Here is a 15,225-nt window from a genome sequence, read left to right on the forward strand (position 1 = left end):
CAATATTCTATTACATTTCACTTGCTTACCACCTTACTCTTTGCTGCGAAATTCTGAGGGGGACATTCCTGTACATTTCTTAAAACTTACACTAAAGTAATGAGGGCTTGAATAACCGGTCTCATATGCAATCTCGTAAGTTTTTTTATCGGTTGTTCTTAAAAGTTCCTTAGCATGGCTCATTCGAACATGGGTTAAATATTCTGTAAAATTAATACCGACTTCCTTTTTGAATAAAATGCTTAAATATCCCATGCTCACTCCTACTTTCTCAGCTGCTCCTGACAGTGTCAGCATTTCATCGACATATTGTGCCTCTATGTAATCCACGGTTTTTTTAACAATTATTTCACTGCTGTTTTTCTGAGAACGCTGGAACTGATTTGATACTTTTTTTGAGAAGGTCAGCAGTTTACTGCTTATTTGTTCTATAGACATGCTCTGCTCCAATCCATTATATAAAGAAAAACCTTCATTCCATATATCAGGGGACACCTTCTTAAGTCCGGATAATTCTTTTAGCAGACTGGTGAGAATTTCAATAAAAATCATACGAATATTGGAACTGGAAACATTATGCATACCGTGCAGTGCCGTACCTACTGCCTGTACTGCTGCTTCTATTTCCGATGGGGACATTAATTTGATACTGTTTACAAGATTCTTCATTTCTTCAAAAGGATAAAAGAAAGTTTCTTCCACATAGTCCAGATCACGAATATCATACACCCTATTTATTCCAAGTGTGTATTTACAATCATCCAGAGCTTTATTAGCCTCCCTCCACGAATGGTACAGCATAGGGAGACTATCTACTGACGTTCCAAGTGCACAAGTGTTATTCATATGGAGCATGGAATAAATTGCCTTTTGGGTTACCTGTATTGTTTTATAGACAATATCATGTCCTGCTTCTTCATAATAATCTAAATTAAAAACAATCACCAGTTTATGTTCATTTTCAAATACACAGTGTCCGTCACCCACGCACCCTTGTACAACATTTTGGGCCGCAAAGGTATAAAGTTCAATATCACGCCCTTGTATTTCTAAGAAATCTAATTCTATGATTGCAACAAGATAAGACTTTCCTTTCAGTGGAAGGCCAAGGTTCTGGATGCGCTCATGTATATCGTATTCCACTGGATTTTCAGTACAGACCAACAGAGATAAAAATTTCTCCTGCAATACCGGCATGCTTTGATAAAGCTGTGTTTTCATCTCCGCTATATACTGCTTTTGCGTGGTTTCTATATTAATCTGATGGCATATCTCCTTTATCTTTTCATAAAGAGTATTTGAGCCTACAGGTTTTAGAATGTAATTTTTCACTCCAAGGTCAACTGATTGCTTAGCATATTCGAAATCCTCATGCCCAGTCAAGATGACAATCTGTATGTCTGGAAATTCCTGCCCAAGTATACCCGATAATTCCAACCCGTCCATAAAAGGCATCACAATGTCCGTTAATACCAGGTTTACTTTATTTTTTCTGCATATTTCTAATGCCTCTACCCCATCTTCAGCCTGCAGAACAGTTGTAAAACCAAGCGAACTCCAGTCAATCATCTGAGAAACCCCACGCCTAACCACTGGTTCATCATCTACAATTAATACTGTATACATTCCGTCTCCTTCTTTAGTCACACTTAATGTTTTATTGATTTAAAATGAAATAGATTTGGTAATTATTTTGGATTCTTTGTAGATATATTTACTTTTACAGCTTATTAGTGCACTTTATTTCTAAATGTGATAAACTTAAAAATATATCCAGCGCAGGAGGAGATAATATTGAAATCTTTATTATATTCCATCGTGTCGGAGGACACACTAAAATTAATGCTTGATACGTTCTTTGCATGTATGCAGCTTCCAATTCAGATTATTGACAGCCAGGGAGATTATCTGGACGGAAGTGGTCAGACATCTTCCTTTTGTCATTGTTTTCAGCAATATCTTCCAGCTTCTGATACCTGTGAAAAGATGCATGCTTCGGCCAGTAAAAAAGCGATTTCACTGGGTGAACCATATATTTTTGCATGCCACGCCAATCTAAATCATATAGTATTTCCTCTCATCACTAAAAAGACCTTCCTTGGCTCTATACTGGCAGGTCCCTTTTTAATGGATTCACCGGATTCCATACTAATATCTGATTTGGTAAAAAAGTATAATATCTCTACTGACCAGGCACTGGAACTTTATGATGAAACAGAAAATTTACCAATTATTTCACCGGCAAGAGTAAATCACATCAGCCATTTACTTTTCTATATGTTTGCTAATCTGATAGAAGGAAGTAAAGAAGAGTTAAACCATAATCATCATAAATTACTGCAGCAATCGCTGATTAATGAATCTATCCAACGGTACAAGGCAGAGAATATCAACATTGAGTCCTACCCCTATGATCAAGAGAAGGAACTGCTGCATCAGGTAAAGTTAGGCAATGTAAGTGCCGCAAATGCTGTACTGAACAGCTTGCTTGGATATGTATTGTTTTCGAAGAACAGCAGTCTGGAAATTGCCAAGACAAGAGCCATCGAACTGTGTTCCTTACTGTCCCGCACTGCTATTGAGGGTGGTGCACCAACGGATAATATCCTAAGACTGAATAATGAATTCCTCAAAAATATCCAACAAATCAGTACCATTGATTCCCTTTGCTATCATTTGCAGGAAATTGTTGAAACTTTCTCGGAAAGCCTATTCAACTATATCCCTTCCCCAAATAATGAGTTGATTCATAGAGCGATGATTTACATATCCAAACATTTTAACGAAGTATTGACTCTTGAAGATGTTGCGAAGCATGTGCATCTTCACCCTTCTTACTTTTCAACCATGTTTAAGCAGTCCATCGGATCTTCCTTTAAAGAATATCTGAATATGGTCCGCATTGAAGAGAGCAAGAGGCTGCTCTCCAATACAGATTTTCCCATTATAGATATTGCCATTGCAAGTGGTTTTGAGGACCAAAGCTACTTTTCAAAGGTATTTAAAAAATATACAGGATTAACACCAAAGCAATTTCGATGATAATGCTCGGCCATTATTCAAAATACATGTTTTTCATGTACAATTCATTAAACTCTTTATCTGCAGCCAGCTGAATTTCCTCCGCTTTTGCTGCGAGCTGTTCTCCTTCCTTTAGTGCTGCCTCATCGGTTAAGACACATTTTGCACCGGCGAGTGCACTATTGCCGGCAGCCTCAATCTTACACGCATATTGCCCCGGTAATAAACCGATACCAACAGCCTTTTTAATATTCAGGTAATATCCAAAGCCACCTGCAATATAAATTTTCTCAATTTCCTTATAAGCAACCCCATAACGTAAAATTAACATCTCCAGGCCCGCACGAATGGCTGATTTTGCAAGTTGAATCTCCCGTACATCCTTTTGTGTAAACTTTACCATACTCCCAGTGACTGTTTTATCCAAGCTATAGCCTTCATCAAAATATGCTTCATCCATGAGCCCTGTCTCATCAACAAGACCTGATTTAAGAAGTTCATGGGTTAATTCGACTACACCGGAGCCGCAGATACCGACAAGAGGAGCTCCCATGATTGTTTCGTACTTGATTTTACCTTCTGTTAAAGTCGCTTTATTGAGAGCCCCCGCTACACTGCCGATACCGCAGGAAATATTGCCTCCTTCAAAAGCCGGCCCCGCCGCCGTTGAGGTAACTAAAATCTTCTTTTTATTACCAATGGCCATTTCACCATTAGTTCCTAAGTCTATGAGGATATGAACTCCTTCACACTTTATGAAATCAAGAGCCACGAGTCCAGCAACGATATCACCGCCTACATAGGCACATATTCCCGGTATGATAATCACCGGAAAGGATTCCCCTGCCGTTCCAGTAAGGGCTGCAAAGTCAATTTCAATTGTTTCTGTATTTACAGGCGTAAAAGGGTAAACACCAAGTTTTTCACAAGAATATCCCATCAGCAAGTGTACCATCGTCATATTGGCAGCAATAACCATTCTTTTTATGGGAACCCTTTTACTTTTACTAAGTTCCTTAACGCCCTCCTCAAGCTGCCTTGAAATACTTTTTTTCAAAATTTCGTCTGCCCCATTATTTGCCGCCTCAATACGGCTGATTACATCGGCACCATAGCGCCCTTGTTCATTTAACGCCGTGTAAGTTTTCATAACTGCGCCATTATCTATATCTACCAGCTGCATGACCAAAGTAGTGGTGCCTATATCAACAGCAATTCCCAGATTGCTGCCGGCGCTTACCTTATCCCCATGTTGTTTCGCAGCTGTGCCGGTGCTCAAAATATGAAAGGTTTCCCGGGAAAGTGTCTGAATCTTAATTCGGCAATCTTCCACCGGATAAGTTTTACAGGCCAAACACTCTCCTCTTTGGACACCGTCAAGAATTTCAATTTTACACTTTCCGCACTTTCCTTGCCCATTGCACAATGCATTTATGGCGATATCATGATTTCTCAGGATTTCCAGAAAATTCTGGTCAGCTTTACCAGTAACCTCCTGCTCCTTATTTTTTTCTATAACTTTTATTTTATATTTTTGCATTGGCTGTCAGCTATTTTACAATAACAGCTTTTTTTGCTACTTCTGCAGCAGATGCCGCATCAGGCGTATAAAAATCAGCACCTACTTGCTCAGCAAATCCTTCTGTTACCGGAGCACCGCCAATCATTACTATGTATTTATCACGGAGTCCCTTTTCTTTCATCAGGTTAATAGTTTCTTCCATCTTTGGCATTGTTGTCGTTAAAAGGGCAGACATTCCTACCACATCAGCCCCAATTTCTTCTGCTTTATCAATGAAAGTCTGCGGAGCTACATCAGTACCGATATCATGCACTTCAAAACCGGCACCTTTAAACATCATTATAACCAAATTCTTGCCGATATCATGCAAATCACCTTCCACTGTTCCAATAACTGCCTTCCCTATTGGCTTATTACCGGCTTCCACAAGTTTTGGCTCCAGAATAGTGATCCCGGCATTCATAGCTCTGGCCGCTACCAGTACCTCCGGCACAAACACCTCGTTATTTTTGAATTTTTCACCGACAATCATCATCCCTGACAATAAGCCCTCATTAAGAACTTCAATTGGATCCATTTCTTCGTCAAGAGCTTGCTGCACGAGTACTTTTACATTCTTTGCCCTCCCTTTTTGCAATAGTTCTGATATTTCCTGAATAATAGTCATGTTACTACCTCCTTGTAATTGTATTATACTTTATGAAATATTTCCATTGTGGTAATTTTTTTATTTTTTTTGTAAAAACAGTAAAGCAGCTGCAACTACATTTAAAAAAGTAATGCCCCAAAATAAGTAATAGTATTTTTTCCGTTAATATACTTAATGCCGATTTGCTTTGCCAGCTCACTAACCATGATACCCATACTTTCAATCGGTGGATTCACCCTTTGTGGAAAACGACAGGGGGCTACCGGATAAGTACATGTTTCACAGCGATCACACCCCTCATTGCCCAACAGAAGATATGTGGTAAGCAGAGGATTAACAGCCTTATCAATCATCCTGACCATCTTTTTAAAACGATCAATGCCCTCGATCATTCCTTCGTAGTCAAAAGAATCTTCCAGCTCGTATTTGCCAGTAAAGACTAACATTGTCTGATATTCTAAACAACGCTCACGACATTCCTGAATGCTGCCGATCCCCGGCGGGCAAATCCAACGGGTGCCATACGTGCCGCAGGAATTGACTTCACACATCGCCCGGACTTCCTGCATAAAGGATACTCGTTTCGGAGCGATTACCCCATACTCAAAGACACCACACTCCTCAATAATTTTTTCCAGTTCTTGTAATATTTCCATACCTAATTACGCCTCTTTGATTTTCCGGAATACATTTTACCTGTTAAGACCCATATTCCACCTTTTCAATCACATCCGGATACCATTCCATGGCTCTTTTCATGGATCTCTTTACAGGAAGTCCGTATCCTGAAAGTACGACCAGTATATTCGCTTCCTTCTCCTGCTTTTCCGTGCATTTTTCTGCATGAAAAATATTTCCTACACAGCTGATCAGATACCATTCCTTCTGAATACGGACAAATCCTTTGATCCGGAATGTATTATCCATGATCATTTTCATAAAATTCTCTAGTATATCAAGCGCTGTATCCTCTTTTACATACAGAAGACATTTTCTCAATGTGATATCAGCACTTTGGAGAATTTCCCCATTTTCTTCCTGGGAGATATGTTCCAGTTTTTCCATCCATCCCTTCTGTATCCTGCCATACATCGTCTCATATATAGGGATATCCGGCCGGTGCATCCGGACTTTGTCTCTTACTTCATCTGCCTGTTCCTGAGAAACCATATCCCTTTTATTTAGAAGAATCATATCACTTACATGGAGCTGTTTTTTTATCACAGCTGCTGTTTCATATACTTTCAAAAAATGAACTGCATCTACAAGACAAATACTCCCCATATAGTCCACATTCTGAAATTTATCCTTCTGTCCCAGGATTTTCTTTACATTGGTCGGGTCGGACAATCCGGAGGCTTCTACCACTATGATATCCGGCTTTGTATGCAATACTTCTCCGAGAACCTCTTCGAACTTATCCAATCTGCAGGAACAGAATATGGATCCGTTGTTGATTTCATTCAGAACTGCTCCTACCTCTCGGAGCAGCTCTCCATCTATTCCCTCTTTTCCAAATTCATTTACGATCACATGCACCTTTTTTTCTGAAAACATTTTTAGGAAATTTTTTAAAAAAGTAGTCTTTCCGGCTCCCAGAAATCCGGTTACTAAATATAGCCTGCTCATATTTACATCACAGAACGTAGTGCTTCTTCCAGTTCTTCCTTGGAAGGTACCAGTGAACGGAATTTCAGTTCTCCATTGATATACATGGATGGCAGGTTTGGAACGCCCATTTTTTTACATCTTGCAATGTTTTCTTTTTTTGTATATTTGTATTCCACCATGTCGATTGCATCACCGAATATTTTCTTCGCCTCATTCGCAGCGCCCATCATATACGTACATGCCGCACAGGTTGCAGAATCCAGTGTAAATACTTCTACAAGCGGTTTTTCCAGATGTTCGTAATCCGGCAGTTCCACCTCAATGGCATCGTCCTGAGCCACATAGTTTTTCAGCATTTCCCGTACCGAACCTGTTTCCCTGATTGCCTGTACAATTCCAATAGTATTTTCTACCGGCACCTCATACGGCATATCACATCCAGGCGCAAGAATAAGATTTTTCTTATTTTTTATTTTATCTAGCAGGTCTACCACGAACTTCATGTTATCCTGCTGGCTTCCATGTAGCATGATCGTTGTCAGCGGTATATTCCCCCCGATTGCCACATTATACTTATCCGTAATTGCCTTTGCTGCCAGCAGATCCACATTCTCATCAATAGAAATAGAATCCGGATTTGTTTTGCACATCACCTCAATATTTCTTGTTGCATCTCCACATACAAAGAAAGAAGAATATGCTCCCTTTTCCCGGATATACGCAAACAATTTGGAGAATGGTTCGCTCATAAATTGTTTAAAATGATCTGAAGAAATCTGAGAAATCAGAGGATCCACAACTGCGATCACATCCATTCCCGCTTCTATATAATAATCTGCCATTTTCATTGCCACCGCGCCGCAATATGTCAGAAATTCCTCTACTGCCTCTTCGTCATCATACATATCCATGAAAATATCATTGCCCCGGAGATGTGTTGCCAATGTAAATGGTCCGCAGATCAGGCCGTACAATGCGGTAGTTTTTCCCACTTTCTCTTTCATCCGCTTCATTACATTCAAAATCATCGGTATTCTTCCGGATTCTTTTGTTGGAATCGTACAATAGCATGGAGTTATCAGCTCTTCCTCGCCTTCCAGCGGATGTTCGGATACAGACGGAGGTGCATTGTCTGCCCATACCAGGTCACATCCCAGGCATTCTGCTTCTACCTGCAGATCAAAAATAACTGGCTGTCCTGATGGTTTATAAAGTTTGTTTACTTCCATCAAAGACTGGAACAGTTTCTCTTCATCCTGAAGAACCTCTGTTGCCGTATAACCCAGCAGTCTTCCTGCATGCACTCCGGCAAAAGGTACCCATGCTACCTGCTCTGTTTCCTGATGTTTCAGTGTCTGAATTAAAATCTCCTTTGGTGTCATTTTTTCAATCCTCTTTTCTCTTTCTATAATTATTTTGTTTCATACCCTACCTGATGCAGCATATCTTTCACTGCTGCAATGGAAAATCCTCGGTTGCTGCCTGTCTCCACTGCGCAGTCCCTTGGATTGATCCCGATTTCTGCATATAACTGATTCACTCCTGCAAGCAGTGTCATCTGTTTTGGTTCATGTACATTCATCGAGGTTTTCGGCCTTGTTACTAACCGGGTAACAGCCGCAATTTTTGTCAATTCCAGATCTGTTATCTCTCCTCGTTCATACAGAGGAGTTTTTTCTACTCCAACCCGTTTCATACAGGCCATAATATTGGCGCTGTACTCCCTTGCCCGCAGCATCTCATCTGCAATCTGTTCATATGTATGTTCCGGCCCGATTGGTTCCACACAGTAGATTAGCTCCAGCCCCGCCCCCCGAATTGCATCCAGTGTACGGATTCTGTCTGCCGGACACAACGCCGTATCGATGCCTTCATTCAGCCGTACAATATGATAAACTCCTGTTATCCCTGTTTCTTGCAGCCTTTTTGCCATTTCCTCTTCAAAGTCCCCAATATTGGCAACCAGCATTACATCTTCCGGAAGAATCGCTTTCACTTTTTTTGCGATTCTCACAAATTTTTTCATGTCATAATCTGCCGTTGTCATCAGAAACAATGCATCAATATTCTGTTCGACAGCCCTACCGGCTTCTTCAAGCACCTCTGCTTCCGTTTTTTCTATTTCTTCCTGTACCATAAAATTTTCACAGCCCATGGAACAAAATTTACAATTTCCGAAACACGGAGCACTGTTTATACCAATCTGGGCAAATACATATCCCCGATTTCCATATTCTCTACGTGTAAGCTCTTCTGCTTTTGCAAGCAGCCTGTAAAATGCATCCGAATGATTCTCTGTATTCAAAAGCGCTACTGCCTCCTCTTTTGTTAAAGGTACATCACTATCTACTTTCAAAAAAAGAGCATCCATTGTTTCCTGACTTATCCCTTGCATTTGCCTGTTCCTTCCTGTTTTATTTTGAATCTATCATACAGTTTTTTTCTTCATTTTTTTTGGAATATCTTCATGTTTACTGTAATTTTTTGCTCATTTATATTATAATGCTATGATCGTTGAATATTCTTGTGCGATGAAATCGCAGTTCCGGAAAAGCGGAAATCAGATGGATAGGCTACAGCGTTGAGGAACAAATATTTTTCGCAATAAAATAGCCATATTTCATGCAGGATGACCTCCGGTGTAGTAAAATATAGGTAACAAACTTTTCGCACAGGAGGTTTTTACATGAGAAAAAAAGAGAAACGAGAACGAAAGAAACAAGATAAGGGAATTGTTGATTTCATGATGGTTACCAACCACTTCTTTCATGCATTGAAGGAATGGATTGCGGAAATGGATGATCCAAGAAACCAAAGTTATATCACATATACCCAGGCAGATTTAAGTTATATGGCAATCTTGAAGAATGTATGCGGTCAGCATTCTATGAGAGAGATGGAGGAAAACTTCAATAAAGAAACATGTATTGATACCTTATGTATTATGTCTGGGAATCCGGATTTGAAAGAAATGCCCCATTATGATACTTTGAATTATTATCTGGAAAAACTTACACCAGACTGTCTGTCTGATTTGAGAAAGAAGATGGTTACAAGTCTTATTCGTGGGAAGCAGTTTAACAGAGGCCGTTTACTGGGAAAATACTGGCGTATTATTCTGAATGGCACAGGTCTGTTCTACTTCAGGGAAAAACATTGTGACAACTGTCTTTGTACGACGAAGAAGCTGGACAATGGGAAAACAATGAAGCTTTATTATCATAAAGTATTGGAAGCAAAAATTGTATTGAGTGACAACGTAGTTATTAGCCTTGGTACTGAATTTATAGAGAATGAAAATGAAGATGTGAGTAGGCAGGACTGTGAAACAAATGCAGCTAAGCGGCTGCTTAAACGAATGAAGAAAGAGTACCCAAGGCTGCCGATTTGTATTCAGGGAGATGCGTTGTATGCAACAGAACCAATCATGAAACTTTGCCGGGAAGAATATCACTGGGAGTATCTGTTTACACAAAAGGATACCAGACAGAAGAAACTGGATGAAGGATTTGAATGGATTAAAAGAGGTGAAGATGCAACACGTCAGATGGGATTATGCAAAGAAAAAGGATCAGCTTTTTATGCAAACCATGTGGAAGAGCTTGCTGGAAAAACAGAAGTCATGAATGTATTCGAGTACGAGTATAAAGAAAAGGATAAGAAGGGAAAAGTGCAAAGTATCCGGTTTCAATGGATAAGCAGCCTGGAAATCACCAATCGAAACTTGGAAGAAATGATACTTGCAGGAAGAGGCCGATGGAAAATAGAAAATGAAGGATTTAATAACCAGAAGAATGGAATCTATCGGATTGAACATCTCAACAGTAGGAACTGTAATGCAATGAAGAACCATTATCTGCTGACACAGATATCGGATATCCTAATGCAGCTGTATCTGGCATGGAATCCATATATAAAGGAATTAAAGCAGAGCATAAAAAATACATCTTCAGGCCTACTGGAAAGTTTTCGCAGACTAACAGTAACGCAAGAAGATGTATCCTACATTTTTAGATACACAACTGTGTATCTAGGATAACAAGACTATTTTAGCACAGGTGGTGGTTGAATGAAAGATAAAACAACAGAATATTTATCCACAAATTTTAGAAATTGGATTAGCAGACCCATGGAATGTGGATAAATATAGTTTATTTCAGTAAAGAGTGGATAACTTATCAAAAAAGAAAAACGTTGTTTTAGGAATGAAATAAATAAAATTTATTCCTCACCGCTGAATAGGCTACAATAAGTTGGACAGATATTTTAAGGTCATGTAAAATAAAAAGTAGAAAAGGAGTTACTATCATGACCGAAAAAAGAAAACCTCGTTCCTATACAGATGAATTTAAGCAGCAGCTAGTTCAACTGTATCAAAATGGAAAACGTAAATGTGATATTTGTCGTGAATACGATATCGCCACCTCATTGCTGGACAAATGGCTCAAGCAGTCTGCTGCCTCTGGTTCTTTCCACGAGAAAGATAACCGTTCCACAGAGCAGCAGGAGCTAATGGAACTGCGTACTCTGTATCAGCAATGTGTAAAGTTCTAAACATTCCAAGAAGTTCTTATTATTATGAGGCAAAGAAAAAACCACAGGAGGACAATCTGGCTGTTGAAATCCGGGAGATATTCCGGCAGAGCCGGAATAATTATGGTACCCGAAAAATCAAGGTGGATCTTTTCAAAAAGGACCTCGTAGTATCCCGCCGGCGCATTGGGCGGATCATGAAACAGGATGGATATTCCGTTGGGATAGTGCAATCTTTTCGGAAAAACAGTGCAACTGTTTCCAGAATAATAGTGCAGCCATTTTGGCTGCCATAGCGTCTCTGAAATCATTATCTCTGTCAAGGATGCTTCGCACCGCTAAAGGGTTCTATCCTTGACAGAGATAATGATTTCAGAGTTATGTTAATCAAGCCAAAATAAGGGTGCACTTTGCTTCGGAAGCACTGCACTAATTTTCCGGATAGGGGTGCACTAAAATTCCGAAAAGCATGCACTTTTTGAACGGTATATCCAACAGGAAGGGCTTTTTTCTTCCTATACGGTGGCACAATATAAGCCGCATATTGATAAATGCAATGAATCCAAAGTGCAGAACATAGTAAACCGAGAATTTTCTGCCCAGCCGCAATATAACGTTGTAGTCAGTGATTTGACCTATGTAAGGGTAGGAAATAGCGAAAAACAGAAATTTTGGAAAAGCATCCCTATTCTATTTGGCAGGGAAAAGATGGCTGCTGGCGGACCCACATAGCAGATGAGACAATGGATTCCGGAAGAAAGCTAGTGGTAAAATCAACAAAAGAAGCACTGCACGCTTCTATTTTCGCATACTATGGAAATCAGGATGAGGCGAGGAAATCCGCATCCATAACTTTAAAGCACTTATATCCCCGCTGGCTAAAATACAAAGAACTCCATTCTGAGGCCAGTACATACATTACCCGGATTAATTCCGATTGGAAGACCTACTATCTGGATACGGATATGATTAATATCCCTATCCGCAATCTGGACAAATTAACATTAGATGTCTGGGCTCACAGTCTGATCAAAGACTATAATATGACAAAAACAAATTATTACAATGTTACAGTCATTCTACGTCAGGCACTGGATTATGCTGTTGACCTTAATATTGTTGATGCCAATGCTTTCCGATTAGTAAAGGTAAACACAAAATTATTCCGCAAACAAAAGAAAAAGCCCAGCGAAACTCAGGTGTTTTCTAAGGAAGAGTATGAATCATTTCATAAATTTGCATGGGAAGATTACAATAACAGAGTCAAAGTATACGAGTTGGCTCCTCTGGCATTGCTATTTCAGTTCCAAACGGGATTAAGGCTTGGTGAATTGTGCACTCTCCGCTATGAAGATCTTGAAGCTCCTGATTATATTCATGTTCAGCGTATGTTGCGCCGTGATACAAATGAGGTGCTAGAACACACTAAATCCTCCGATGGTGACCGTCAGGTCTATTTATCCAGTTTGGCAAAAAGGATCATAAGTGCTGCCGGAGAACGACAAAAGGAACTGGAGGCTAAAAGTGACGGCTATATATTTTCAATTAATGGACTGCCGCTCACAGAGCGCTCAGTTGCCGATTTGTATACGAAATACTGCAAACGTCTTGACATGATACAGAAATCATCGCATAAATCCAGAAAAACTTTTATCTCCCAGCTAATCGACGGACATGTAAATATCAACACGATCCGTGAAATGGTCGGGCATGCTGATGAAAGAAGAACCTTGGGAAATTACTGTTTTGATAGAAGTACGGAGTCCGAAAAAGGACGATTAATAGAAAATGCACTGAGTTTTTAAAGTGTAACCAAATGTAACCAAATGTAACCATAGATTTTTTGCAATGTTACACTCACATTGTGGCAGAAAAGGGATTCCTCGGGAACCCGCAAACCCTTGCAAACAGGCGATCCCACGAAAAAAACCGCCCCCACAGCTCCATGTCTGTAAAAGCGATCTTTCGACTGCGCGATCAGGGGTTCGAACCCTGGACACCCTGATTAAGAGTCAGGTGCTCTGCCAGCTGAGCTAATCGCGCATACATTTTATTTGGTTAACACGTCATTTATGAGTAACGCAAGTAATACTATAAATCATATGAGTAAAAATTGCAAGCTTTTTTTACATTTTTTTTATTCTTTTTACCTTTTTATTACATAAGAACAAGAAGGAACCGCTCTCACAAAAAGCGGTTTCTTCTGTCTATCTATTCTTTAATCATATCCTCCAGTACTTTCCTGCTTAAGATACCTCCGGCAGCTGACACAGGTTTGCCTTTTTTAAAGAGAACAAATGTCGGAACTATCCCAACTCCAAATTCTGCTGCCAAAGCTTTGTTTTTATCAATATCGATCTGGCATATTTTAACTTTTCCGTCATATCCCTCTGAAAGCTCATCTACGACACTTTCCATCATGGCGCATTTTGCACACCATGCGGCAAAAAACTCGACTAGTACAGATATTTCCGAATGCAGAACCTCCTGTGGATAATTTTTAGCAGTTACACTTATTTTCATAGTCAACACCCACATTTCTTACCGGTGCACCGATTCTTAAACAACTAGACGGTGCACCAGCATTTGCTTCTATTAGTTCCTTCCATTGTTCAGGATATTAAATACCTCTTCCAAAGAGCCTTTCAAGTGCATTAGCTTTCGGTTCATCTCCGGCTTGACATACATCTTGCGGCGTACATATTCCTTCCAGCCTCTTTTTCTCATATTTACCTCTGTCCCACCTGTGGTGATGTTCCGTTATTGGTCTCCTCAGACATCCTGCCCGAAAATCAATAAGCAGCGCACCAGGTTTCATATACTCATAATTATACTATGCTTATTGTACTGCTAATGTTCCATATTCGGTTTTCTGACTGCAATCATTTTGTTGATCGGGTTTCCCTTTGCCGAAAATTTTTCTTCATATTCCGTCATTATGTTGCCTTCATTAAGAGTCTCATGGTGATGCAGATCATATGTGTATCTGTCGATTGTCCAGCCGACCTCTCTTGCCTGTTCCAGTGAAAAATTAAATAGTGCTGTATTATCAGTCTTTAGCTCCAACTGTCCGCCGGGAATCAGAATCTTCTCGTAGCGCGCCAGAAACTCCTTAGAGGTCAGCCTCCTCTTTGCATGCCGGGCCTTGGGCCAGGGGTCTGAAAAATTCAAATAAATCTTCTGTACTTCATTATAAGAAAAAACTTCTTCGACATTCCGGGCATCCATACAGACAAATCGTATGTTCTGTAATCCTCTGTACTCATCCATATCCATTTTTTCCACGGCCCGCAGTAAAACACTGGAATACCTTTCTATCCCTACATAGTTAATATCCGGATGCGCAAGAGCCATATTTAACAAAAATCCGCCTTTTCCCATACCAATCTCAATGTGCATGGGATTCGCATTTCCAAACACCTGCCTCCAGCACCCTTTTTGGGCCTCCGGCCTTTTAATCACCGCAAGATGGGCCTGTATCGTACCTTCCGCACGTGGAATATTTCTCAACCTCATACTTATGCCTCCTTATTACATTTTCCCGATGTCTCTCCCCAAATGATATTTTTATTTATATAATCGTTCAGGAGGGCAAGCTCGACTCCGCTGCGCTCCTTATTAATTACAGTATACTGTAGATGATTTAAAAATCAAACCTCTTTTTGTACTCCTTGAGTTTCCGCAGTTTTATCCACATAGACCTGAATTAAACCATGTCTTTATAAACAACTTTCAAAAAATGCCCCAAATATAAGGAATCTGATTCCTTTTTGATGTAAAATTAAGCTATCAAAGAAAAATCTTACTAAACAAAAAAGAAGGAGATTCCCTATGGCTAATTATACATCAATTACCTATGCACTGAAACGAAAAATATTAACTTTTACAA

General features: G+C 39.8%; 13 protein-coding genes, 1 tRNA gene and 2 pseudogenes. 5 read left to right on the forward strand and 11 right to left on the reverse strand.

Translation table 11 applies throughout. The features are described from left to right. Positions 1 to 33: 33 nt before the first annotated feature. On the reverse strand, positions 34 to 1,626 hold the full coding sequence (locus tag BN3456_RS06415) for a response regulator (RefSeq protein WP_089983313.1): 1,593 nt from the start codon (positions 1,624 to 1,626) through the stop codon (positions 34 to 36). Positions 1,627 to 1,794: 168 nt separating this feature from the next. On the opposite strand from BN3456_RS06415, the gene BN3456_RS06420 reads away from it, so the two are divergent. Beyond that, entirely contained in the window at positions 1,795 to 3,042 is a 1,248-nt protein-coding gene (locus tag BN3456_RS06420; RefSeq protein WP_089983314.1) for a PocR ligand-binding domain-containing protein, read from the forward strand. Between the two features lie 13 nt (positions 3,043 to 3,055). Here the strand turns inward: BN3456_RS06420 and BN3456_RS06425 are convergent, their stop codons facing one another. The 6 genes from BN3456_RS06425 to BN3456_RS06450 all read right to left on the reverse strand — a co-directional run bounded on the left by BN3456_RS06425 (position 3,056) and on the right by BN3456_RS06450 (position 9,198). Further along, positions 3,056 to 4,561: an ASKHA domain-containing protein gene (locus tag BN3456_RS06425; RefSeq protein ID WP_089983315.1), complete on the reverse strand. Its 1,506-nt coding sequence runs from the start codon at positions 4,559 to 4,561 to the stop codon at positions 3,056 to 3,058. A 10-nt stretch (positions 4,562 to 4,571) separates the two neighbouring features. After that, complete coding sequence (locus tag BN3456_RS06430) at positions 4,572 to 5,210, reverse strand: cobalamin B12-binding domain-containing protein (RefSeq protein ID WP_089983316.1); 639 nt, start codon at positions 5,208 to 5,210, stop codon at positions 4,572 to 4,574. Positions 5,211 to 5,311: 101 nt separating this feature from the next. Further along, complete coding sequence (locus BN3456_RS06435; RefSeq protein ID WP_089983317.1) at positions 5,312 to 5,848, reverse strand: DUF2284 domain-containing protein; 537 nt, start codon at positions 5,846 to 5,848, stop codon at positions 5,312 to 5,314. Between the two features lie 43 nt (positions 5,849 to 5,891). After that, positions 5,892 to 6,821, reverse strand: coding sequence for a CobW family GTP-binding protein (locus BN3456_RS06440; RefSeq protein WP_089983318.1), 930 nt, complete (start codon positions 6,819 to 6,821; stop codon positions 5,892 to 5,894). A gap of 2 nt (positions 6,822 to 6,823) precedes the next feature. Then, positions 6,824 to 8,185: a uroporphyrinogen decarboxylase family protein gene (locus BN3456_RS06445; protein ID WP_089983319.1), complete on the reverse strand. Its 1,362-nt coding sequence runs from the start codon at positions 8,183 to 8,185 to the stop codon at positions 6,824 to 6,826. 29 nt (positions 8,186 to 8,214) lie between these two features. Next, positions 8,215 to 9,198 carry a radical SAM protein gene (locus BN3456_RS06450; RefSeq protein WP_242862823.1) on the reverse strand — a complete coding sequence of 328 codons (984 nt, stop codon included), beginning with the start codon at positions 9,196 to 9,198 and terminating at the stop codon, positions 8,215 to 8,217. A gap of 291 nt (positions 9,199 to 9,489) precedes the next feature. Here BN3456_RS06450 and BN3456_RS06455 point away from each other — a divergent pair, with 291 nt between their 5' ends. From BN3456_RS06455 to BN3456_RS06475, 4 genes and pseudogenes are all read left to right on the forward strand, one after another. Further along, the gene (locus tag BN3456_RS06455) at positions 9,490 to 10,842 is read left to right on the forward strand and encodes a transposase family protein (RefSeq protein ID WP_089983320.1); all 1,353 of its coding nucleotides are present in this window, start codon (positions 9,490 to 9,492) and stop codon (positions 10,840 to 10,842) included. Between the two features lie 269 nt (positions 10,843 to 11,111). Next, positions 11,112 to 11,548, forward strand: a pseudogene (locus tag BN3456_RS16250) (IS3 family transposase); the annotation flags it as partial. 271 nt (positions 11,549 to 11,819) lie between these two features. Then, positions 11,820 to 11,990 (forward strand): annotated as a pseudogene (locus BN3456_RS16255) (IS3 family transposase); the annotation flags it as partial. An 89-nt stretch (positions 11,991 to 12,079) separates the two neighbouring features. Then, positions 12,080 to 13,141, forward strand: a complete 1,062-nt coding sequence (locus BN3456_RS06475) for a tyrosine-type recombinase/integrase (protein WP_089983324.1) — start codon at positions 12,080 to 12,082, stop codon at positions 13,139 to 13,141. Positions 13,142 to 13,306: 165 nt separating this feature from the next. Here the strand turns inward: BN3456_RS06475 and BN3456_RS06480 are convergent. The 4 genes from BN3456_RS06480 to trmB form a co-directional block, all read right to left on the reverse strand. Beyond that, positions 13,307 to 13,379: transfer RNA gene (locus BN3456_RS06480), tRNA-Lys, on the reverse strand. Positions 13,380 to 13,547: 168 nt separating this feature from the next. Further along, entirely contained in the window at positions 13,548 to 13,859 is a 312-nt protein-coding gene (locus tag BN3456_RS06485) for a thioredoxin family protein (protein WP_089983325.1), read from the reverse strand. A gap of 72 nt (positions 13,860 to 13,931) precedes the next feature. Then, positions 13,932 to 14,063: a hypothetical protein gene (locus tag BN3456_RS16455; RefSeq protein WP_278280277.1), complete on the reverse strand. Its 132-nt coding sequence runs from the start codon at positions 14,061 to 14,063 to the stop codon at positions 13,932 to 13,934. A 123-nt stretch (positions 14,064 to 14,186) separates the two neighbouring features. Beyond that, positions 14,187 to 14,852: a tRNA (guanosine(46)-N7)-methyltransferase TrmB gene (gene trmB / locus BN3456_RS06490; RefSeq protein ID WP_089983326.1), complete on the reverse strand. Its 666-nt coding sequence runs from the start codon at positions 14,850 to 14,852 to the stop codon at positions 14,187 to 14,189. Positions 14,853 to 15,225: the final 373 nt, after the last annotated feature.

Source organism: Clostridium sp. C105KSO13 (genome assembly GCF_001517425.1).
Lineage (GTDB): Bacteria > Bacillota > Clostridia > Lachnospirales > Lachnospiraceae > Muricomes.